Below are 21,582 nucleotides of genomic sequence, written 5' to 3'. Positions count from 1 at the left end.
GTACTCCTTCCAGATGCTCGCTCAACCGCGGAACCACTCGCCAGGAGCACGGTCGAGGCGCGCGGGGAAGTAACTGCGCCGGCGGTGCGCGATCAGCAGGCGCTGGATTCTGGTGGGCATCTTGGAGCTCTTACTGAGATTGCAGGGGGCGCAGGCTGCGACGAGATTGCGCATAGAGCTCGCTCCGCCGCGCGTGTGCGGGTAAAAGTGATCGGCATGGTTGGCCGTGCGCGTGCAGCGCGCTCCCCACCAGGTGCTCATTTCGCATTGCTGTTCAGCGCGGGCGAAACCAACGCGGCGCTGGTCTGCGCTGAACGCTCGCTGCGGGTCTTTCTGGCTACTCTTGCGTCGAGCGAGCGCCATTAGTGAAAGGAGGGCTACCGCGGCCATGGACCACCAAAGGGCATTTTCAGGCAGGACCGGAAGGTGGGTGTCTGCAGGCATGAGGCTCCTTTCTGCTCTTGACGCATGCGAACGCCCCCGCCTGGTTCGAGAATCAAGCGGGGGCGTTCGACAAGGGGAGGGCTAGAACTTGGCGTCCATGCCAGCAGGCATGGCCACCTGAGGGGCGGCTGCAGGGGCAGCCACAGCGACCGGCTGCGCGACGGGTGCTGCCTGAGCCACCGGGGCGGCCACTGCTACGGGCTGGGCTACGGGAGCCACCTGCGCTACGGGCTGAGCCACCGGAGCCGCGACAGGCTGAGCCACCGGAGCTGCCTGCGCTACGGGCTGGGCAACCGGAGCTGCCTGAGCCACCGGAGCAGCAGCCGCAGCGTTCTGCCGCGGCGCGGGCTGAAACACCGTCGTGCCGAAGCGGACGCTGCCTCCGATTTCCTCGATCTTGAACTCGAGGCGCGAGTGCTTCGCGCCGGTGAGCTGACCGTTCGCATCCTTCGCTTCCCAGGCGCGCTGCTGCGACTCTGTCAGGGCGATGACGCGTTGCCCCTTCACGAACGAAGAGACAATGTGGCTGGCGAGCTGTCCAAAGGCCGAGCACGGGTAGAACGACGGTTCGCCATCCTTCCAGGCGTTCGTGTTGCGATCGAACACGCGCTTGTTCACTGCGATGGTGAAGTTGACGACGAGCTCCTGGGTGCCGTCGGGGCGGTTGATCGCCTTGAGGACCAGGTCTTCAGCGATGTTGCCACGCAGGGTGACAAAGGTTTCTTCAGCCATGGGATTCTCCTAAGATTTGATTCGATACTCCGGCTGAGGAGGGAGCGGGATGATTTCTCGCTCCACCTGAGCTATAGGACGCGGCCGCCGATCTCCTCTCACAACTTTTGGTGCGTGCAAATACTGACGTATTCGCGCGGATCTAGGCCGCGTGTCGCGCGAGGGCCAGCTCCATGACGTGTGATGCGACCCGGGCCCGATGCTTGTCGCGCCGAATGCCTCGCTGCTTCACCGGGCACGAGTGTTTCACCTGAGTGAGCGTCCAGCGGCGGCAGCGGCGGCAGCACTGCACCTCGGCTCGTTTCGACCGGCGGCCTTTCACGAGCTGGTTGTACGCCGCACCGGGAGAGAGTGAGCTCGCGATCTCCTGGTAGGTCTCTTTCGGCACCTTGTAGCCGTAGTAGCGGCCGCGCAGATTGATCGTCATCGTGCCGGTAGCGGAGTCATACCCGACGCCTTTCACGAGGGGTGAGTTGACGCGCGGCTGTCCGAGGCGAGCGCCCTCCTGGGCGACACGTTCGAGGCGGCGTTGATGCAGCGGGCTGGCGCCGTGCAGGGGGGCGGCTGACTGTCGTGCCTTTCGGTGGGCGGCGTACTGCGCCTCCGCCTGTTTGAGCGCGATCGTGGGGCGGCGTGCTTCGAGTACGCACGCGACCGCCTCCTGAGCGCGTGATGCAGCCTGCTGCGGCATGTTGAGCGCTTTCACGTCCCAGGCCCCGTCCGCGCCCTGGGTAACGCGCGCGAAGCCGGAGATGCGCCCGCCGGCGTGCTCCATTTCGATCGGCACGTCGAAGGTGCGTTTGCCGTTCTCGGCGGAGAAGCGCCGGATCGCAGTCGCAGACGGCATGCGCATCTCCACCCCGGCGCCAGAGTAGCGCATCCGGTGCGTGCGTCGCTTTCCGCTGAGCGCGTGACCGTCGGTGCGGGACGGCGTGTAGTCGTCAGGCATCATCGCGTACGTCTTCCCGTCGGCGGGCTGCTCCATGCGCTCGTAGTGCTGCAGCCACCATTCGTCGATGCCGTCGGTGTAGCGCGGGTTGGTGGCGCTCTCCACGCTCGTCGCGGGGGCGTACCCAGTCGCGACGAAGCGCTCGGCAATGGCGTCACGCTGCTCGGCGGCGTGCTCGAGCGGGGCGTAGTAGAGCCCTGCCCCGCTTGCCGCTGTGCTCTGGGTCTTTGAAAACTTGCCGCCCATCGCGACACCCGCGCGGCGGACGCCGGCGTCGTGGCGAGCCTGGCCTTGTGTCTGTGTTGCGTTCATGTCTCTGCATGAGACCGGCGGCGAAATCGCAGTGCGGGCGAGCGATGGCGAGTGGGGTGAGCGTGGGGCTCGAGCGGAGGGTTGGGCGAGCAGCGCCTTCCATCCGCCCGCGCTGGAACGGCCCTGCATCAGGCGAGGGGAAACAAACATCCTTATGCAATGTTCAAGCCTGTTCGAAAAGGCGTGTTTTCGGCTGTTTCGGGCGAAATCCGGCTGAAAACACGGTGTCAGCCGGTTTTCAAGTTCCGCATGAAATCAACGATGTTGCGGCCCCGGCACGGCCTGACCCAGCCTGACCCGAAAACGACACAACCCAAAAACCGCATGATTGCAGCGCTAAACAGCCCTGACACACTATATATATATATTTTTTAAAGATAGTTAAGTAGTAGTAGTAGTAGTAGGTATAGAAACCGGCTCGGCTGCGAAAGTCCCGCCCCTCCTCTATACAGTGGGGGTACCCCCTTTCTGAGAAACGTGTGTCGGCTGTGTCAAAAGTGTTTGACCTGGTCAGGAATGGTTTTTGGGTCGTGTTCGGGGTGTCCGAGGGGCGTGCCGACACAGCGGTGGTCTGTGCCGGGGCCGAAAATCTGGGCTTTCTGGGTGATCGGGCGAGGCTGTGAACAATACATAAGGATGTTCGCCCCGCGAAAGCGGGCCCGCATGAACTCAACGATCTTGAAACACGGCCCGACACGAGCGCACGCGGGTGTAGCGGGCGGATAGTGGGCGCGTCCCATATCGAATCAGTAGCCGCAGTCGATTTCTGAAAGGTTCATGCTCTTGATACTGCCCAGCACTTACAGCCCTCACGCAAAGCCTCCGAGAGAGCCTGGCATGGCACCTCGCCCGGCGTATGCGGTTCTCCCCGAAGTGTGGGACGATCCAGAGCGAATGCTGTACTTTTTTCAAACGTTCGAGATGATCGCCGAGACTCCTGTCCTTAAGCGCAGGCACGGGTGGTTTTTAAACCTGCACACGGGAAGGCTCAAGAAGCCGGTCACTACTGAGCAGATGAATGCGTTGATTCTTGCTACTGGATACCGACCGCCCTTAATGCGCATATTCCCTTTGGAGCGCGACGATCGCGGACGCGTGAGCAAGAGCTCCATGTCGTGGGTGTACAAAGCCATTCTGGTGGCCCGATTCGTGAGAGAGCACGAGAGGATTCCTCAACGCCCTCATGGCGCCAGCGCAAGGGAGCTCGAGCCTGCCCTGGCACAGTGGTTGCAGGCGCAGCGCAGCGTAGACCTTTCACCCCTTCGGGGCTGGTTTCTTGACCGAGTAGCCCCCTCTTGGCGCACGCCGAAAGACTTCTCACCGAGCGCACTTTTGACCGCCCGTCGAATTGCCGCCACGCGCTCAGACCTGGTGTTCATCGACATTATGCGAGAGCGAAGGCACGAGCGCAGAGACTCGCCCTTTGCGTGGTTCATGGATGCGCAGATGGGATCATCGAGAGCCGATTTCGACGTCGCAAACCTTGAGGCGCTGTTCAGCGAACGAGAAGCGCCCCTGCCCATCTTGCAGGCATTCCCTATCGGAGCATTGAATACCGGAGCCATGAGTCAACGTGACATTCGATGGGCCAACCGAGCGCTAGATTTTGTTGAGTTTTTGTCGATGAATAGGCGCCGCCCCAAGCGTGACAGCATGCACCCCTGGGACGCTTCTCTTGCTGAGTGGGCGCACGACCTCCTGCTGGAGCGTGGTCGCGGCACGCTAGATCCGCTGCGTTGGTATTTTCTCGACTCGCTGATGCCGGACTGGTTCGAGGGCAGGCCTCACGAGTCACAAGTCGTGAGAGCCGAGCAGATTGTCGAGTATGTGCGTGAGTATCGACGCTGGCCGGAGCGTGAGACGATCCATCAGCGGGTCGGTACGCGAGCGCTGGAGGAAGATCGCGTGCTGTACCACTACCTCGCGTATCTGCGGAAGGTGGATCGTGACGGCACGATTGATCCGGACGCGCGGGATGTGATGGAGCGGGCGTTCGGGCCAGCGTGGCGGTCGCAAAAGAAGTTGCTGACGCTGCCTGCTTAGGTTTTCGAGGGGCGCGTCCTATAGGGGACGCATGAAGCCATTTGCCATTCGCCTGATTATCGGCGGCATCGCCCTAGGGATCATGTCGTCGATCTTGATTGCTACCGGAAAATGGGAAATGGCAGTGATCAGGCCTGTCTCTGCCGTGCTCGGCGTGGAGATGGCGCAGGAGCTGGACGCGCACACGCGAAAGAATCTGGCAGAGAGCGATGCGATCGCCCGCAAGATGCAAAACGGAGAGTACAACGCAAAAGCGCTCGTCGAGGGTTTGCGCGACGTGAAGCTGCCCAAGGCGGGCGAGCGCATGCCGAAGTATGAGCGGGCTCAGTTCGGGAATGGCTGGCAGTCTGACCTGGATGGATGCTCGACCCGCGAGCGCGTCCTGATGCGTGACTTGACGAACGTGAAAATGCGTTCCGACCGCAAATGCAAGGTGGAGTCAGGCGTTCTGAGTCCCGACCCGTATACGGGGAAGAAGATCGCGTTCAATTCGCTGAAGGATCCGCAGGCGGTGCAGATCGACCATGTTGTGCCGCTGAGTCTTGCCTGGCAAATGGGTGCTTGGAAGTGGGATTCGAACGAGCGCGTGCGCTTCTCCAATGACCTTGGCAATCTCCTCGCCTCGGACGGCCCCGAGAACGGCTCTAAGGGCGACAAGGGCCCGGCCCGCTGGATGGTACCGAAGAACCCGGCGTTCGTTTGCGATTTCTCCGCCCAGTACCTCCAGGTCACTCAAAAGTACGACCTCACGATGGACGCTGCTGATCAAGCGAAGCTTGAAGAGGTGCTCGCGCAGTGCTGAGCGGAAGCAATGGCACCGCGGTCGTGACGGGCCGCTTCACGGAGCCTGAGATCGTCATCCAGACCGGCTTCCATGCGGTGCATCCGGGCTCGCGGAAGCCGCTGCGGGAACTGTTCAAAGAGATGCGAGGCCGCTGGGACAAAGAGCGCGCCGCCTGGGTGCTCACCGGTACTCCGCGGCATCCGGATAAATTTCTCACCGCCGCCGGCCTGTCCGTATCCATCGACCAGGAAGCGCTTCCCGGCGTCACGTCGCTCGAAGAACTGTACTGGCCGATGTCGAAGCTCGCGGACAATGGCCGCCAGGTCATGATCCGGCACCGCCTCTGCGGTTTTGTCGCCACCGAACATATGCTCGGCATGTCAGCGACCTGGGATCGCGCGGAGAAGATGTTCATGATCCCGGTGACTGACGTGTACGACGGCGCCAGCCCCCGCGCACAGATCCTCTGGGATCAAGACTCAATTGACGCCAGTTTCCGGGCTCTGACCAGCCCAGTGGTGGATCCGTCGTACGAGCAGCTCGCCGCAGACATGGGCCGCGCGATCGAGCTCGGCGAGGATGCGAAAGACTGGCTGGCCGAGCAGGTGCAGCCGTTCCCGGCCTGGTGGGCGCGCGAACCGTTCGCATTCCAGGTACCCGGCGCGTACGCCGTGAAGCTCGGTCACACCCTCCTCGCGGACGCTCCCGGCTTGGGAAAAACTACGCAGATCATCGCCGCCGCCGCGCTGCATGAAGCTCAGCGCATCCTCATCTCCTGCCCGCCGCTCCTCGCGGTCAACTGGGCGCGCGAGTTCCGTCTCGCGGGCTACGAGGGCGAGATCGCCGTGTTCCGCGCAGGCCGGAAGGCGCCGAAGATTCCCGACACCGGGGTGGTGATCGTGCCCGACTCACTGCTCGCGAGCCGGGCAGCGCTCCGGGCGCAGGTGATCGCCTGGGGCCCGGATTATTTCGCGGTCGATGAAGCACACCGTATGGGCGGCTGGAACACGAAACGCACCAAAGCGCTCCTCGACATTGCTCACACCGTCCCGCCCGGCCGCCGGGTCGCCGCGTCCGGCACTCCGCTTGTCGCGTCGCCGGCCGAGCTCGTATCTCTGCTTGATTTCACCGGCCATCTCGGCCCCGTGTTTGGCGGCGCAGACCGGTTCCTGAAACGGTTCTGCACCCGCGACCCGTTCGGGAAGTTCAAAGCGAAGCGAGGCAATCTCGGCGAGCTCCATCAGCTCATGCAGCAGCGGGTGTGGGTGCGCCGGGAAAAGTCACGCGTGCTCCCATTCCTGCCGAAACGGTTCCTCACCGACGTGCAGCTTGAAGTTGACCTTGCCCCGTACCGCGAAGCGCATGACGCGGTAATTGAGAAGGCCCGTGAATGGGTGGACGAGTTCCACGGCATGTACGAGGTGTATCCCGGCCCAGAGGAGATTGAAGAGTTCGCTCGAGCAGACACGCTCGGCTTCTTCTCGCAGCTGTGGAAAGCGAGCGCACTCACTAAGATTCCCGCCGCGACTGAAATGATCGCCGAGCACATCGCCAACGACCCTGATATTGACTCGCCCCTCGTCGCTTGGATTCACCACCGCGACACCGCATTCGCGCTCGCCGAAAGCCTCGAAAACGCGGGCATCGAGTTCCGCATGCTCATCGGCGGCATCAGCGACAAGCAGCGCCAGGAAGCCGTGGATGAGTACCAGGCCGGCCACGTACGCGTTCTGATCGCATCCATCACTGCCGCCGGAGTGGGCATCACTCTCACACGCGGCTGCGAGGCCCTGTTCGTAGAGAGTAGCTGGGTGCCCGCGCTGGTGACGCAGGCAGTGGATCGCCAGTCGAGAATAGGTCAGACCCGCCCTGTCATCGCCCGCACGATGATCGCCCTCAACACCCTCGACGAGCATCTGCAGAAAGTGCAACGGCAGAAGCAGGACGTCGTGGGCGCCGTCACCGGCGACGACCAGGCAGACGTCGCCCTCCTCGACCCCGAGAATCTCACCCCGCCGTGGGAGATCCTGCGCGACATCCTCACCGACGTCGTGCACGAACGCATCAAGCAGGCCGCCTAGCGCCCCTAACAGCGCGCAGGAAGCCCAAATGGGGCGTGCAGCATTACGAACTTGCTGCACGCCCCATTTGGGTCGTCAAAAGCCGAACCGGACGATCAGAGGTGGCACTGGCGGTCCTAATGCCTCCACTGTCGCCTCTGACGCTGGCTCGGCTATCTCCTCTAGCTCCTGTGCAGCTACTGTCGGAGTTGTCACGAGCACTGCGCCAGGCTCAGCCTCTCCCGCCCATGCGCCGTCGCTGTCAGACACGGCCACCGCGGCCTCTGTCGTCCATGACCCGTTCCAAGCGTCCTGACCCCAGTCGTCATCCTCGGGCGGCGGGGGAGCGTCGTAGTCACCCGGATCCCAATCCTCTGCGGGAGGGTCTATCGCATGCAGCAACGGCGGCAGTTCTTCCGTCAGGATCGCCGGATCTGCATCCTCCACTAGCGCCACCGCAGGCACCGGGTCAGGGTCCCCGTCCGCCGCGTGCTCCTCACCGTCCGCGCTCGCCGCCGGGGCGCTTTCCCGTTCAGTGAGGGTCAATCGCGGCAGCGGTCCGGCGGGGGCGAGGACGCGGAGACTTAGGTCCACGTCGATCGGGTAGACGCCCTGGATGGAGATTTGACGCCTCGTGACGGTTTTATCTTCCCCGTCTTCATCGGCGGTGTCGCGGACGCTGAACGATCTGGTTTCGAGGCGGCCGTACAGCACGACCGGGAACCCTGGGGGCGGGATGTCGCCGGCGTCTTTGGCTTTCGCGCGTTGCTCTTCCCAGATCACCCCATCAAGGTCACCGTCAACGTCCTGGATCGACATGCGCCCCATGACCCCTTTCGAGTAGTCCTTTTCGCTGTATGAGGTGAGAATGCCTGAGACGTAGGCGTATGCCCCGTCTTCGAGGCCCGCGTCAGCGAGCTGCCCGACCGGGATTGCTTTTGGGCCGTGGAAGCCGCCGTGTGAGGGGCGCTGCCAGCCGACGAGAGTGCTCTGCACTTCACGGCGCACATGCTCGTCGAGGGTCATGAGGAGGCGACCGGATTGCCGCACGCCGAGCTCAATGGGGCTGAACTCGACCGGCGGCACATCAAGCCCGGCCATGTCGCCGGATCGGGCGACCATGTGCAGGCCGTACCGGGGTCCGAACTCGTCGCACGCCCCGGAGTCGATCAGGGCGTCGAGCTGAGCAGTGGAGAGCCTGGTGCTGGTATCCCCGACCTGTACGCGGTCGATCATATCTTCGAGGGAGGTGTACGGCCCGTGCTCTTCCCTCTCGCGCACAATGTCATGGGCGACATCGCCTACGCCTTTGATTTCACCGAGCCCGATCTGCACCTGCCCGTCTGAGACGGGGGAGGTGATGGCCTGCCCGCTGTTCACGCTCGGGGCGGTGATGTTGATCCCCTCACCGATCAAGGCGTGCATCGCGCCGACACGTTTGTCTTTCTTGTCGCCGCCGGTGACAGTGAGCGTGGCGGCGCCGTAGTCGCCGGGATAGTTCGCTTTCAGGTACGCGGTGATGAATGCGAGTACGGCGTAGGCGTCGGAGTGGGAGTTGTGGGACACGATGCCGTTGGCGAGGAAGTTATGGTCGGTGCCGTCGGCCATCTCAACGTCGTACACCACTTCTTCGCCCATGTCGGTGATGGTAAGAATGCGGCTTGGGACCGGTTCGTGCCAGGCGCGCTGAACGATCAGCAGGTCCCCGACTTTCAGGTCGCGCACATGCTTGTACCCGTCGGGGGTCATGAAGCGGTGATTGTCGGTCGCGCGCACTATCTGACCGCCGAAGAGGAAAAGCTCTTTGACCGGTTTCACGCCGAGCTGGTGCACGTCTTTCAACGCCTGCCCGTGCAAGGACCCTGACTTTGAGGACCAGGCCATGAGCCTGATTCCGGTGTCATTGGTTTCCTGGTACTGCAGCCACTCGTAGCACTGGAAGCATATGACGCCGTCATCTCCGAAGCGCTTGCCAAATCCGACAAGACCAGGGGAGCCACAGCGGTGACACCGACCCTCGGGAACATCCATGCCGCCGTGCAGCAAGTAGTACAACTGTTCGATAGTGTATGTGCGTCGGTTTTCAGTGACAACTTGCGTGTCTCCGGCGAGGCACTTGTTGAACAGGTACGCGGCGCTGCCTTTCATGGCGTCCCACACATTCCGGGCAGTGGCCTCGGAGAACATGGGTGAAAACACTTCGCCTGTCTCGTCGGTAAAAGCCTGTCCAGCCCCGGCGAGGAACTTATCTTCCACTTCTGCCATGAGGACCGCGTTCTTCTTCGACACCGCCTTGCGGAGCTTCGATTTCCAGGCGTCATCGAACCCGGCGACGACGCGGCCGAGCTGCATGATCTGCTCCTGGAACACGAGCACGCCGTACGTGTTCCCGAACACCTGCGCGAGCGCTGCTGCTTCCCCTGGGTCGGTGGTCAGGTAGTCGTAGCTGACCGGCTCGCGGCCGTGTTTGCGGTCGGCGTAGCGGGTGTGCATGCCTGCGGACAGGGGGCCGGGACGGAACAGCGCAATCACGGATGACAGCTCAGTGAGGGTGTCGGGGCCGACGTTTTCGAGCAGCTCGGTCATGGCGGGGGATTCGAGCTGGAACACTCCAGCAGTGCGTCCTTCGCGCAGCATGTGGAATGCGCGCTGCACGCGCGGGTCTTCATGGTCGTGGTCCGGGTGAGGGATATTTTCGAGCGTGATGTTCTCGCCGAGGCGGTCACGGACGGAGTCGATCGCGACGTGTGCCATGTCGAGGTTGCGAATGCCGAGCAGGTCGAATTTCACGAGCCCGAAGCTCTCGCAGTCGGGGTAGTCCCATTCAGTGATCCAGCGGTAGTCTCCGGCACCCTTGTTCGCTTCCGCCCAGCGCATCGGGATCATGGTGTCGAGGGGCTCAGGGGAGATAATGACGCCGCCGGCATGAATACTGGAAAGCTTCGCCACCTGGTAGAACGAGGCAGCGAGCTGCAGCGCCCGGTCGGCGTAGCTGATCTTGTCAAACTCACGCCAGAACTCAGTGAGGCGCGGGTCCTGGCGGGAGGAGAGTAGCTCACTCATTTTCAGGTCCGCGGGGATTAGCTCACCCGTCTTATCAGCGAGGCTGGGGGCAGCGCCGAGCACTTTGAGGCCTTCTTTCCAGCTGCCGCGCACCTGGTTTTTCCCGACTGTGCCGATCTGGGCGACGTTCTCGGCGCCCCATTTCTCTCCGAGATAGGCAATGAGCTTGCCGCGGTAGCGGGACTCTACGTCAATGTCGATGTCGGGGAAGTCGGTCCGGCCCGGGTCAAGGAACCGTTCGAACAGCAGGTCGTATTCGATCGGGTCTACACGGGTGATGTCGAGAAGGTATGCGACGAGACTTCCGGCGGCGCTGCCGCGTCCCGCGCCGATGTAGATACCGTTCGCGCGAGCCCACGCGATCAGGTCCCAGACGATCAGGAAGTAGGAGACGAAGCCCTTGGCAAAGATGACGTCCAGCTCAGTGTTAATACGAGCGCGGTAGGTATCGTCGAGCGTGCCGAGCTTCTGTTCAATGCCCTGCGCGAGGAGGTGACGCAGGTAGTAGTTTTCGTGCTCGAAGCCGTCGGGGATCGGGAACGACGGAAGCCGGTCTTGAGGCTCAGGCACAGCGTCAGGCTCCACGCGCTCAGCGATCGTGAGCGTTTGCGCGCAGGCGTCCTGCCACCAGCCTTCTGCGCGCAGTGCCGCCATTTCTTCGGCGGTGCGCAGGTGATACCCGCTGCCGTGGAAGGTGAACGTCTGCGTGGCGATGGTTTTCTTGGTCTGCACCGCGAGCCAGGCTCCGTGGGCGGTGCGGTCGTCGGCATCGGTGTAGTGGCAGTCGTTGGTCGCCACGAGCGGGAGGTCGTACTCGCGAGCGAGCGCGCGCAGTGCCTCTAGCGCAGCTTGTTCGGGGGCGTTGCCGTGCTCCATCACTTCGAGGTACACGTTCTCGCGGCCGACCGCCGCCATGAGGCGTTCAAGGTTCGTACGTGCCCGCTGCTTCTCGGCGTCGATGCGCTCGATGAGCTCCAAGGCCTGCGCCGCTTGCTCGGGGCTCACCTCGCTGTCCGGGGATGTGAGAGGTGAGAGGAGCTCTTCCATCTGCCCAGCGCGGGCGACTGGGCCGAAGACTGGGCCGCCGACACAGCCGGTGAGGACCATGAGGCCGTCGCTGTGCTCTGCGAGCAGATCAAAGTCGATCAGCTTCGCGCGCCCGGCGATGTGTTTCGAGGATTCGTTCTGCAGCTTCACGAGGTTCAGCCAGCCGGAGCGGTTGCGCGCCAGGATGGTGATGTGCTCGTAGGCGCGCTGCTTGAAACGCAGTCCGCCGTGCTCGTCGCCTTTGTCTCCGCTGTCGTCACCTTCGGAGGCGGCGTCGTCAGCGAGCACTTCGATCTTGTCGCGCTCGTAGCGGGACCCGATGGCGAGGTACGCCTCTAGGCCTGCGATCAGTTTCACGCCGGTTTGGTCGGCGGCTTTCTTGGCTTGCCAGATGCCGCCGAGCGTGCCGTGGTCGGTGACGGCGAGGGCGGGGGCGCCGTGTTCTTGGGCGCGCGCGAAAATATCGGTGACGCGGGCGAGCGAGTCGAGCATGGAAAACTCGGAGTGTGTGTGCAAGTGCACGAATGACATGTAAGGCTCCTTTGAGGTGACCGGGCGCGGGAGGCCCGGTCACCTGCGCTATAGGACGCGGCTAGAACTCTTCCCGCAGCAGCTGTTCGAGCGGCACCATGACGCCCCGCCCACGCGGACGGGTGCCGGTCGGGTCAGGCTCGCCGATGCGGACTTGCACCATGGTGCGGCCCTCGCCTAGCTGCATCACCACTCCTTCGGCGGCGGCGGCGTGCCAGGTGGCTTCGGGTTTCTGCCCGAACGGGATCCTGCTAGGGTGCAGCTTCTGCGCGATCTGGAACGCGTTCGTCGGATTCAACAGCGCCATCATGCCGTTGTTCGTCTGCCCGGCCTGACCGATCGACTCGCCGCGGCCGGTCCATTCGCCGCGCACTTTCTCCCAGCCCGCGGCGCGGTTCAGGTGCAGATTTTCGGGAGTGTCCGGGAAAGGCGGTGCTCCGGCCACGTTCGGGTTCAGCAGATGCGCTTTCCCGGCAGCAATCACATCAGCGATGCAGTCGATCAAGGTGCGGCCGATGGCCTGTTCCTTGCCCTGTCCGAGTGCCGCGACGCTCATGTGCACAAGATCAAGAGGGGCGGACACCTTGTAGTGCCCTTGACTCACCAATTCTTGCGTTTCGCGGAACATTTCCAGGGTGTTGGGAATGTTCAAGGCAGCCAGGGTTTCTACAACCTGGCCGCCGGCCCACATATAGAGCTGCAGGAGGTAGCGGTAGGTGAGGAGCAGGTCACAAGTCATAGTCATCTGCCGGTCACTGTCCCCACCGGAGATGCCGTGGTCGGCTTCGAGCACCTCGTTCATCACCGCTTTCATGGCGTCCCGCAGCGGCGTGATCTGCTTGACGCGTTCTTCCCAAGTGATCGCATTAGCAGACTCTTCAGTTTTGCCGGGAGTGGTGTGCGGGATATGCCAGGAGCGGATCATTGCAGCGCAGACACGGCTCAGCGCGAGCGAGTCGATCGCGTCGCGGTACAGCGCAATCGACGCGTCATGGTCCACCACCCCGTCGACAAAGTCGAGCTGGATGGTGCGGCCGCGCGCAGAGTTCGTGGTGAGGGCATTCTCGGCGGTCACGAACAGCTGCGCGCGCGGCGGGGTCTGCTGCGCGAGGCCCATGGAGCCGTTCGCCATGGTCCCGCCGCCCTTGGAACGGCTGGTGCCATTGAATGATGAACGCACCATATCTTCGACCATCTGTTGCACCTGCACGGCCTGGGATGCGCTCGCGCTCGGGGCAAGATCGTCGATCACCCAGAGAGTGCCGCAGGCGCTCATGAGACGCTCTGTCGCATACTTCGTGTCGGTGGCCGAGCCTGGGAGTGACTGGCTCGTCCACACACCCGCCTCGCGCTGCCACGCACCCATCCCCATCGCGGCGCAGTACGACTTACCGGTCTTCGGGGGGCCTGCGAAGAATACACTCGCGCGGGGCCGCTCTGGGATAGTGGGGCGCAGAGCCGCCCCGAGAATCACCGCGCCGTAGTGCCCGCGCTCAGGCCACACGTTTGTGAGCAGGAAGCTGCGCACGACGGTGTCAATGTCTGCGACCACCTGCGCCTTGTAGGCGGCGAGACCGGCGTCAGTCACTTCGCCGCCGCCGTACGGGTCTACTAGGTCCCAGTACGTGTCATGCACTCCGAACCGTCCGGCGGACGGGATTACGGTATCTTCGGGGTGCGGGAGTGATGCTTGTTCATCTTCGCGGGTCTCGCCGAGCGCCTGATCGCCGATCACGAAGACGGGCTCGTTTTTGCCGGGCACCCAGCCGGTTGCTTCCCAGCGGTAATGCACTTCATGGCCTTCGGAGGCAGCCTTGATCGCGGAGAGCCATTTCATGCCCGTGTCGCCGCGCGGCGGCCAGTCTGCGTGCATGACGAGGCCGGGCGGCAGCGTGGAGAGCTTGTGCCCCCAGCGGTCCGGCGGAGCCGACAGCAGCCCTACGTCAAGATCGAAGGTGCAGGTGTGGATCTTGCCGGCCTGCCCTTTCCAGTTCAGCGTCATCGTCGCGATGGATTCTGCGTCGCCGTCGAACGACTCGTTGCGAATGCCGGTGCGCAGCTCGGATGGGTCTGGTGAGCGCTTGATGGAGATCGAGTCGATGCGGCCGCCGATATAGATGCGGTCCTGCCATTTTTCGAACTCTTCGGTGACGCGGAGCTCTTCCACTACGCAGCCGTCCGGGGATACGCGCCAGTCGCCGGACTGGTAGCCGTCGGCTTTGCTGGATGGGCGCGGTGGCTTCCGGTCGGTGATGTAACTCAGCAGCTCGTCGAACGTGCCGATGTGGCTGAGGAAGTCGTCGACGCCGAGCATGGGGCGCTTCCCGGCCGCGTCAGTGACGCCGATGTGGGTGTATTCGGGTACCGCGCGGATCTGCGCGAGCGCCGCGTCGCTGCCGAGGTCGAGGAGGCGGGGGCGGCCGTTGCGGATTCCGATCGCGTCCCACAGCTTCGAGAACGCCTGGTGCACCGCCGGGTTGGTAGTGGTGTCTCCGTCGAACGCGATCACGATTTCGCGCCCGTCCATGGCGATCGGGCCGAAGTTGCTTTCGCTCCAGCCGTGCACGCCGGGCACGCCCATGGGGAGCAGTCGCCGCTCGGACGGGACCTGCATAAGTTGCGCACGCAGCTGGTCGCGTCCCGGCCCTCGACGCCATTCGTCGGCTTCACTTTCCGTGAGCGGCGGGAGCTTCAACGCTTCTTCGGGAATGCCGGAAGAGAGCATCATCGCCGTGAGGAGGGCGTCTTCTTTAATGACGCCCTCGGTGATGATGACGCGCGGGGCGCTATTCATCCAGTCCTTAGTGAACCCTGGATGCAGCGACACGGGGATGGTGCTCTTCGGCGGGAAGAGGTACTTCTTTGGGCGCCCGTCACTGTCCATCTGCGCGTGTTTCGGGCGCATCTGGCAGGTCATCATGCGCGGGAACTGCTCGTCCGTCGTGAGCGACACTGCCTGGGTGGAGTACCACGGCATCATCATGATGTCGCCATCATTGGCGAGGTACTCATTCACCTGCGACAGGCTGTAAGTGGAGGCGTTCTTTCGTCCATCTGGAACGCTGTAGTTGATCGCGGCGCGGCTGCTGTCTGGGTCAGTGAAGCTACGGTAGCCGCGCACTGCCGCGACGAGGGGAGCGATCTGCGAGTCGGCGAGCTTGTCGGCGCCCGATCCGTAAACGAAGGGGGCGTAATCAGAGGCTGTGAACACGAAGGTTCCTTTCGAGCAGGTTGGTTGCTGGTGAGCTATAGGACGCGGGCAGCACTTCTGAATTGGGACATGCTTTGTTCAAACAGCGGCAAGCAGCGCTTCACAGAGGCAGCATCGAGCGGCCCGTGCTCGGTGATCTGCGCGGCAGTGGGCTTCACCCCGACGTATACGAGTTTCATCCAGGCGGCGGCGCATGACAGTAGTTCCTGATCGCCCGGATGCAGGGCCCGGAGATGCTGCACGAGTGCGCGTACGGCTTGGTCCAGCTCAAACCGGCGGTCGTCATGCTCTAGGCCGTCGTACGTGTCCATTTGTACGTTGGGCCGGTCGAAATTTTCCGCCACTCCACTGTCGTGCCCGCTGGTGACAATCCCGAAAGGGACTAGATCCCGCATGGTGAGGACGACCCCGTTTTTGACAGGGTTGGCGTAGCCCGCGGTGAGTCTTTCGTTTTCCGCGATGATTTCCTCCGGGGTCGGGTCGGTGACGCCCTGATCTGTGAGGGAGCGAATGGCCGCGGTGACGAGGAATTGACGACGAGCGGCACCGGATGCTTCTGCGAGACCGGTGACTTCCCCTGAGGTGAGGTACTTGGAGATCCGACTCTTCGCGTGTTGGTAGAAATGCTCCATGTAGCGGGCGCGGATGCGCACGACGTCTTGTTCCGAGAGGCGCTGCAGGAGCTCAATGATTGCGAGCGCAACCACTTGGTGCAGGTCGTCTTCCGCCTGAAGGAACGCCTTATGGCGATAGCGAAGGCCGCGGGTCCAGGTGGTGATTTTTTCGTCCTGTTCGAGCAGGGTGATGACCCTGGATATTTCCTCTCGGCGACTCTCTGAGTCGGGCTTTTCCTGACAGAGACGCTCAATCAATGCGCCGTAGCGTTGATTGTCGGCAGAGGTGGTGGGATCGACGTAGATGCTCACGAAAGCTCTCCTGTAGGGGCAGGGGTGTATGGGAAGCCGGGCCAGGGCAGCGGTCGCTGAGCGCGCTGTTCTTGGCGCCAGAGGTTGGCGTAGGCGATAAGGCGGCGACCTCCCGCACGGCGGTCAATGAGCCAGCCGATCGTGAGCCGGTGCGGCTTCACCTCGGTGCCGCAGATGCGCGCGAGTTCAGCCGTGAAGCGCCCGACTTTGGCGTCGCCCCAGCCGGGCTGCGCCCCGAGGAGTCGCTTGAGTGTGATGGGGCGCAGCACTTCACGCTCCGCGGCAGCAGCGATTACGTCCTGGGGAGTGAGGCGCTGTTCTGCGACGGCGATGATCTGTTGTCCGCGGGCCTGATACGCCGCGAGGCGGGCTTCGGTGAGGTGGTTCACAGCGCCACCCCGTCTTCGTCGGACGAGTCGAGGAGAGCCTCTATGTCTCCGAAGTCGAGACTTGCTTGATCGGCGCTCTGACCGGCGGTGAGGGCGCGATAAACCCGTTCGGCCCCGAGGCCTGACTGTCTCGGGTAGCGTCGGGCGAACTCTTCCCTGAGGTCTTCAAAGGTCGCGTCCGCGGGGAGTGTTGCCCACACCCGTCGGATGAGGCGACCGGTGTGTGGGTCCCCGATGCGGCGCCGCACAGCGTCCTCAGCAGCGGTCTGGGCGCCGCGGGCGATGTACGCGACCCGGTCACCCACTCCTGCGCGCAGGTCGGAGGAGGCACGTACGATTAGGCGCTGAAACAGGCTGTCTTGCTGCTGTGAGCCGAGGAGATACTGGTCGCTCAGCTGCTCTATTTCACCGTGGTCAATGACGCCCGCACGTTCAGAGTCGGTGCGGCAGACGTTGATTTCTAGGCCGACATTGGCGGACGCGATCTTGAGCAGTACGTGAACGTAGGGTCGCCAGATGTCGGCGAGGTGCCATCTTGCCTCGTCACCGGCGCGGACGATGCGGGCGACGGCTCGGTGCAGGCGCGCTGAGGTGCTGTACACGATGCAGCGGCTTCGGTCACTGCTGAGGCGGATGGTCTCCGTGCCAGTGCGCACGCCTCCGTCGAAGGTGCGGTCGTGCGCGGTCCAGTGCGCCGTGACGGTGTCTGAGATGTCGAGCACGCCGACCACGGGTACGTCCCAGACGTAGGCGATGTTGGTGCCGGGGATGAAGAGCGGTAGAAGGTACACAAACCCGGCTTCGGGGGCCTGCGGAATGTCGATGCTGGTGGCGGCTTGCCCCTGGCGCATGACGGACAAGAAGCGTCGACACTCGTCAGGGTTGGGGAGCCCCTTGAGGGGGTAGTTACGCGGGGGGAGCTTCGACATGGCTACTTCCCCCGTTTCCGGAAGAAGCCGCGCCGTTTGGTCTTGGCTTCTCGCTCAATGGGAGGGAAGAGCTCGCCGCCAATGGCCTGCTGCAAGATCGCGTGCACGACGGGACCTACAGCGACGGGATCAGTGGGGATCATGCCCGCGGTCATGCTGTCGTGGAACTCGAAGTCCGGCTCTGACACCCCCACGAAGCGGGCGCGACCCGCGAAGCGCTGCGCGACGAATGCTTCGTCTTCGGCCGGGAAGTCGGGCCATTTGTTCGCCACGACGAGCTGCTTGGTATTCGGTACGCCGTATGCGATGAGATGGTCCAGGATGCCGTCGAGCTCATCGAGGCCGGAGGGGGAGTCGTCGAAGATGCCGACGCCCCAGGCTCCGCCGCGCATGAGCGGGATCATTACGTCGGTCCACATGTCGCTGAAATGCGACTCGGCGATCTGCGTGTCCACGACGATGAGGTCGTACGAGCTGCGCAGTTCGGCAATAGCGCGGGCATATAGCGCAGCAGGAGTGTTGACCGGGTTGGCGTCGTCGCCTTCGGGAATGGGGCCTAATACGATGTCGAAGTTCGCTTCTCCGCGCACACTGCCACGAATCGCCGCGAGCTGCGCCCGGTCCGTGACCACCTGATCCGGCAGCATGTGGCGAGTGTCAGTAATGGTCGGCAGACCGTGTTCCGCGAGCCGGAGGAGATGTCTGGTGGAGGCCTGTCCACGGTTGCCGTCCACGACGAGTACGCGCAGGCCTATTGAGCCGGCCTTTTGCGCAATGGCAAGCGTGAAACTCGTCTTGCCGACGCCTCCCTTTCCTGCCCAGGGGATGATCACTTCGCAGGTGCGAGTGGTGCGTTCTGCGTGCTGAAAGGCGACACTGTGGCGGTCATGCAGAGTTTGTCTGGGGGTGGGAGCTGCAGCTGCTTCGGCGGTGGGAGTGAGCGGGATTTCGGGCACTACCGGCGTGGGGGTGATGGGCGGCGCAATCACTGCCTCGGACACGGGCTGTCGAGCTGCTGGTGGCACTACCGGTGCAATCGGCTCCTGGGCAGGAGGCTGCGCCACAGGGGGGACGGCAGCGGCCGCGAGGGGCGTACTCGGCGCCGGAGCAGGCTCCGACATGTCGAAGGCGTACTCGATCTTGGCCGGCGCGGCAAGCGCAGACTCAGGCGATACCGGCGCTGCCGATGGAAGTGCTTCCGCCCGGTCGTGGGTCAGGCCACCTGCCCCGATAGGGGCGGTCGGGTCGGCTCCTTCGGGAAGCTCGAGGCCCAGCCCCGTGATGAGGTCTCCGAGCGTGACGGGGAGGTCTACAGCGAGGTCGTGACCGATCAGCGGTCCACCCACGCTGCAGATGACGCGCACATCGGTACGACGGGCTTGTGATTCGAGCCAGGTTTTGAGTCCTGCGCTACCGTCGTCCACCACGATGATCGGGAAAGGCGGCAGATCAGCTTGCGCGGCCCGAATCTGTTTCGCAGCGTCGGCGAAGCTTTGCCCGCCCAGTATTTTGAAGCCTGCGCTGTGCAGGAGCCGAGCAATGTCGGCGGGCCCGAGTAGGCCAATAGTTTCTTGTTGTCCCATGCCTTACTTCGGGCGGCGCAAAATGTGCGCCCAGAAATCGACATGTCGGTCAGAGGGAAAATGAAAACCCGCCCTCGAATAGAGGGCGGGTTTAGTGAAAGTGGCGCCTGGTTAAGCAGCTTCCTGGGCGGCGGAAGGCGCAGGGGCTGGTAACGGCGGCAGGGCGAAGCGCGGCGCTGGGGCCGTCGAGGGAGGAGCCGGGTCATGCTCGATCGGACCGACTTCGAAAGTGAGCTCTTCGACTGGCTCAGGCACGAGCTCGCTTGCCAGCTCGGCCGCCTCCGTGGCCGCGGGAGCAAGCTCTGGTGCGAACTCAGGCTCAATCATTGCTGAATCAAGCTCGATCGTCTCCTTCACCTCCTCGACGATGGTCGGCTCGGCTATCTCTTCAGGACCGGGCTCAGCAGGAGCGCTCGGAGGTGCCGATTCAGAGTCAAAGGTCTTGGGGTCGGCACCTGACTCACTATCAGGCTCCGAGGCCTGGAGCGGGCTGACATCCAACAGCTCTTCGAGCGAGGCTTCATACGGTGGCACGCTCTCGGTCGCGGCTGCCTCAGTGTCTTGAACAGGAGCGGGCGCTGTGGCAGTCTGCTCCTGCTCCTGTTCGCGCTGGAAGCTGAGCCGGATGATCTGCTCGGCGGACACGAGGGCTGACAGCGGCGCTCCGGCGGCGATCACGACGCCGCCCCAGAGCTCCAGGGAGGTGTAGTTCCACTGGTGGAAGCTGGCGGCATGGAGCGCGTTTACGGCCATAGACGCGGCGGTGTACGCCCGCAGCCAGGCGAGCGCGCTGCGGGCGTTCTTATGTTCGCGTCGCCATCGGAACACGGCGAGGGCGACGGTATAGGCGAGGATCGAGCCGTCAATGTAGATCGGGGCGAGGAAGTTCGCCCAGAGAGGGGCGCCGGTCCAGCGGGCCGCATCGCGCAGCGCTTCGAATGAGAACGCCATCGACGCGAGCATGACCAGTAGCGCCAGTGCGAGCGACAGCACGCCGACGCTGAGCCGGTCTGGGGAGATCCGCGCTGATTTCTTTGGGGAGTGGGAGAGCATGAGATTGTTCCTTAGGTCAGTTCGATTTCTCCGGGGGCGTACGAGTCGACCCAGCTGAGCCCGCCCACGCCGAGGGCACGCTTCGCGCGCGTGACGGTGACGTACGCCAGACGAGCTTCTTCCGCGCGCAGCTGCGGAAGCTCGTCCCGCTCACGGGACAGCACAGGGCTGGGGAAGTCATCAGCGATCGAGACACGGCCCCATTCGAGGCCCTTGGCGATATGCGCGGTGCTCACCACAACGTCGGCGCCGTCCATGTCGCACGAGTCGATCGCATCGACGACACTTTGGCCGCCGAACCGGTTGATGATGTTCACGAGCGATTCGATCTCGCCGCCGTCTTCAGACTGCGCGAACTCGACCAGCTGATCCCAGGTTTCGAACACCTGGAACTCGGCGTGACGGGTGCGGCGCCCTTTCTTCAAGTCCACCGCAGCCTGCGCGAGCTTCGATAGCTCCGCCGCTTTCCGGTCTCCGGCAATCCCGACCGCCGTACGACGCCGCAGCGAACCGAGTACATCCACAATCGCGCCGGCATTCGTGCGGCAGATGATCGCATCGGGTCGGTGCACCTGCTGCTCCACTGTCGACGTGATGGATTCGGTGCCGGTGATGTTCAAATCTGCGCCGAGGAGATCCAGCCACTTCTGTGCCTCTTCCGCGACGCGCGGGCCGAATCGAAACGACTGCGTGAGCTGGGCACGGTGAGCGTTGGGCAGCGCATCCATCGCGTTGACGGTGCCGGTGCGCCAGCTATAGATCGCCTGGTTGCGGTCGCCGACGAGAATGCGCTGCGTCTGCTGTTGCAGCAGCACAGACGTCATGAGTTCATCGGCGTCCTGGCTCTCGTCCAGCATGATGAAATCTGCGGGGAGCACCGGGTTCGAGAGCTGCCAGTATTTGAGGTATGCGTCATGCACTAGCGGGAGCCGTCCGTCCGGCGAAGCGTAGTCCTGCCACAGCAGCTGCGCGTAGTGCAGGATTACCGCCCCAAGCTCCGCCATGCCGGCTTCATCCACGACCAGGTTGCGGGGATACTGCACATGCTCGAACGTGAGCTCTCGGGTGGCGGAGCGCATGAATTTCGCGGCCGTGTCGCGCACGCAGCGCACCAGCTGCTCGCGTCGGATACGGTCAGTGAAGCGCGCGGTTTCCGAGGTGAAACGGAAGTCCTCGTCAATGGAGAGCGCTTTCGCGACAGTGCCCCAGTTGGTGAACTTGTTGGCGCGGGCGAGCTTCTCGCGGAAGAAGGGCGGCACGCTGCGGAGCGCGAGCGAGTGCATGGTGAGCGCCTGCACGCCGGTGCCTGCGAACCGTTCTTTCGCCTCTTGTGCGATCCCACGGTTGAACGCGAGATAGTACCCGCGACGGTTCGGGGCGTAGCGGGCGAGGAGCTCGAGTGTGCTGGTCTTGCCTGCGCCTGCGGCGGCCTCGATGACGAGGTCTTCGGCGCTGCGGTAGTACCAGAGCGCGATCTGCTGCTCTTCAGTGGGGGAGAACGTAGACAATTTGGGCTTCCTTCCGGT

The 21,582-nt window shown here is 63.5% G+C and carries 14 protein-coding genes; 3 read left to right on the top strand and 11 right to left on the bottom strand.

Annotated elements, in window-relative coordinates; all coding sequences use genetic code 11:
• Positions 1 to 21: 21 nt before the first annotated feature.
• The 3 genes from ACXR2T_RS06295 to ACXR2T_RS06285 form a co-directional block, all read right to left on the bottom strand.
• Positions 22 to 444 carry an HNH endonuclease gene (locus ACXR2T_RS06295; protein ID WP_458838710.1) on the bottom strand — a complete coding sequence of 141 codons (423 nt, stop codon included), beginning with the start codon at positions 442 to 444 and terminating at the stop codon, positions 22 to 24.
• A gap of 81 nt (positions 445 to 525) precedes the next feature.
• Positions 526 to 1,176 (bottom strand): single-stranded DNA-binding protein, encoded by a 651-nt coding sequence (locus tag ACXR2T_RS06290; RefSeq protein WP_458838711.1) that lies wholly within the window; start codon positions 1,174 to 1,176, stop codon positions 526 to 528.
• A 142-nt stretch (positions 1,177 to 1,318) separates the two neighbouring features.
• Positions 1,319 to 2,437 carry a KTSC domain-containing protein gene (locus ACXR2T_RS06285; protein ID WP_458838712.1) on the bottom strand — a complete coding sequence of 373 codons (1,119 nt, stop codon included), beginning with the start codon at positions 2,435 to 2,437 and terminating at the stop codon, positions 1,319 to 1,321.
• Positions 2,438 to 3,274: 837 nt separating this feature from the next.
• Between ACXR2T_RS06285 and ACXR2T_RS06280 the strand changes: the two genes are divergently transcribed.
• From ACXR2T_RS06280 to ACXR2T_RS06270, 3 genes are read left to right on the top strand one after another with little or no spacing between them, the layout of a single operon-like run.
• Complete coding sequence (locus ACXR2T_RS06280; protein WP_458838713.1) at positions 3,275 to 4,480, top strand: hypothetical protein; 1,206 nt, start codon at positions 3,275 to 3,277, stop codon at positions 4,478 to 4,480.
• Positions 4,481 to 4,511: 31 nt separating this feature from the next.
• Complete coding sequence (locus ACXR2T_RS06275) at positions 4,512 to 5,282, top strand: HNH endonuclease family protein (protein ID WP_458838714.1); 771 nt, start codon at positions 4,512 to 4,514, stop codon at positions 5,280 to 5,282.
• Complete coding sequence (locus ACXR2T_RS06270) at positions 5,276 to 7,345, top strand: DEAD/DEAH box helicase (RefSeq protein WP_458838715.1); 2,070 nt, start codon at positions 5,276 to 5,278, stop codon at positions 7,343 to 7,345. The genes ACXR2T_RS06275 and ACXR2T_RS06270 overlap by 7 nt, the downstream gene beginning before the upstream one ends.
• Before the next feature lie 75 nt (positions 7,346 to 7,420).
• Here the strand turns inward: ACXR2T_RS06270 and dnaE are convergent, their stop codons facing one another.
• The 8 genes from dnaE to ACXR2T_RS06230 all read right to left on the bottom strand — a co-directional run bounded on the left by dnaE (position 7,421) and on the right by ACXR2T_RS06230 (position 21,564).
• The gene (gene dnaE, locus ACXR2T_RS06265) at positions 7,421 to 11,965 is read right to left on the bottom strand and encodes a DNA polymerase III subunit alpha (protein ID WP_458838716.1); all 4,545 of its coding nucleotides are present in this window, start codon (positions 11,963 to 11,965) and stop codon (positions 7,421 to 7,423) included.
• Positions 11,966 to 12,026: 61 nt separating this feature from the next.
• Positions 12,027 to 15,176 (bottom strand): toprim domain-containing protein, encoded by a 3,150-nt coding sequence (locus tag ACXR2T_RS06260; RefSeq protein ID WP_458838717.1) that lies wholly within the window; start codon positions 15,174 to 15,176, stop codon positions 12,027 to 12,029.
• Positions 15,177 to 15,211: 35 nt separating this feature from the next.
• Entirely contained in the window at positions 15,212 to 16,102 is an 891-nt protein-coding gene (locus ACXR2T_RS06255; RefSeq protein ID WP_458838718.1) for a hypothetical protein, read from the bottom strand.
• Positions 16,099 to 16,491, bottom strand: coding sequence for a hypothetical protein (locus ACXR2T_RS06250; RefSeq protein ID WP_458838719.1), 393 nt, complete (start codon positions 16,489 to 16,491; stop codon positions 16,099 to 16,101). The genes ACXR2T_RS06255 and ACXR2T_RS06250 overlap by 4 nt, the downstream gene beginning before the upstream one ends.
• A complete protein-coding gene (locus ACXR2T_RS06245; RefSeq protein WP_458838720.1) occupies positions 16,488 to 17,420 on the bottom strand; it encodes a hypothetical protein in 933 nt (310 codons plus the stop codon). The genes ACXR2T_RS06250 and ACXR2T_RS06245 overlap by 4 nt, the downstream gene beginning before the upstream one ends.
• 2 nt (positions 17,421 to 17,422) lie before the next feature.
• A complete protein-coding gene (locus ACXR2T_RS06240; protein ID WP_458838721.1) occupies positions 17,423 to 19,003 on the bottom strand; it encodes a nucleotide-binding protein in 1,581 nt (526 codons plus the stop codon).
• 111 nt (positions 19,004 to 19,114) lie between these two features.
• Positions 19,115 to 20,056 carry a DUF2637 domain-containing protein gene (locus ACXR2T_RS06235; protein WP_458838722.1) on the bottom strand — a complete coding sequence of 314 codons (942 nt, stop codon included), beginning with the start codon at positions 20,054 to 20,056 and terminating at the stop codon, positions 19,115 to 19,117.
• A gap of 11 nt (positions 20,057 to 20,067) precedes the next feature.
• Positions 20,068 to 21,564, bottom strand: coding sequence for a UvrD-helicase domain-containing protein (locus ACXR2T_RS06230; RefSeq protein WP_458838723.1), 1,497 nt, complete (start codon positions 21,562 to 21,564; stop codon positions 20,068 to 20,070).
• Between the last annotated feature and the right edge of the window lie 18 nt (positions 21,565 to 21,582).

This window comes from Leucobacter faecis (assembly GCF_054456635.2).
The sequence above is the reverse complement of the archived record's forward strand: the minus strand, read 5'-3'. Positions and strand labels throughout refer to the sequence as shown.

What these genes read in the sequence shown, in the direction of transcription:
- ACXR2T_RS06280 (WP_458838713.1), top strand. Translation starts at nt 3,275, where the DNA reads ATGGCACCTCGCCCGGCGTATGCGGTTCTCCCCGAAGTGTGGGACGAT.
- dnaE (WP_458838716.1), bottom strand. Translation starts at nt 11,965, where the DNA reads ATGTCATTCGTGCACTTGCACACACACTCCGAGTTTTCCATGCTCGAC.
- ACXR2T_RS06290 (WP_458838711.1), bottom strand. Translation starts at nt 1,176, where the DNA reads ATGGCTGAAGAAACCTTTGTCACCCTGCGTGGCAACATCGCTGAAGAC.
- ACXR2T_RS06285 (WP_458838712.1), bottom strand. Translation starts at nt 2,437, where the DNA reads ATGAACGCAACACAGACACAAGGCCAGGCTCGCCACGACGCCGGCGTC.
- ACXR2T_RS06245 (WP_458838720.1), bottom strand. Translation starts at nt 17,420, where the DNA reads ATGTCGAAGCTCCCCCCGCGTAACTACCCCCTCAAGGGGCTCCCCAAC.
- ACXR2T_RS06275 (WP_458838714.1), top strand. Translation starts at nt 4,512, where the DNA reads ATGAAGCCATTTGCCATTCGCCTGATTATCGGCGGCATCGCCCTAGGG.
- ACXR2T_RS06235 (WP_458838722.1), bottom strand. Translation starts at nt 20,056, where the DNA reads ATGCTCTCCCACTCCCCAAAGAAATCAGCGCGGATCTCCCCAGACCGG.
- ACXR2T_RS06240 (WP_458838721.1), bottom strand. Translation starts at nt 19,003, where the DNA reads ATGGGACAACAAGAAACTATTGGCCTACTCGGGCCCGCCGACATTGCT.
- ACXR2T_RS06295 (WP_458838710.1), bottom strand. Translation starts at nt 444, where the DNA reads ATGCCTGCAGACACCCACCTTCCGGTCCTGCCTGAAAATGCCCTTTGG.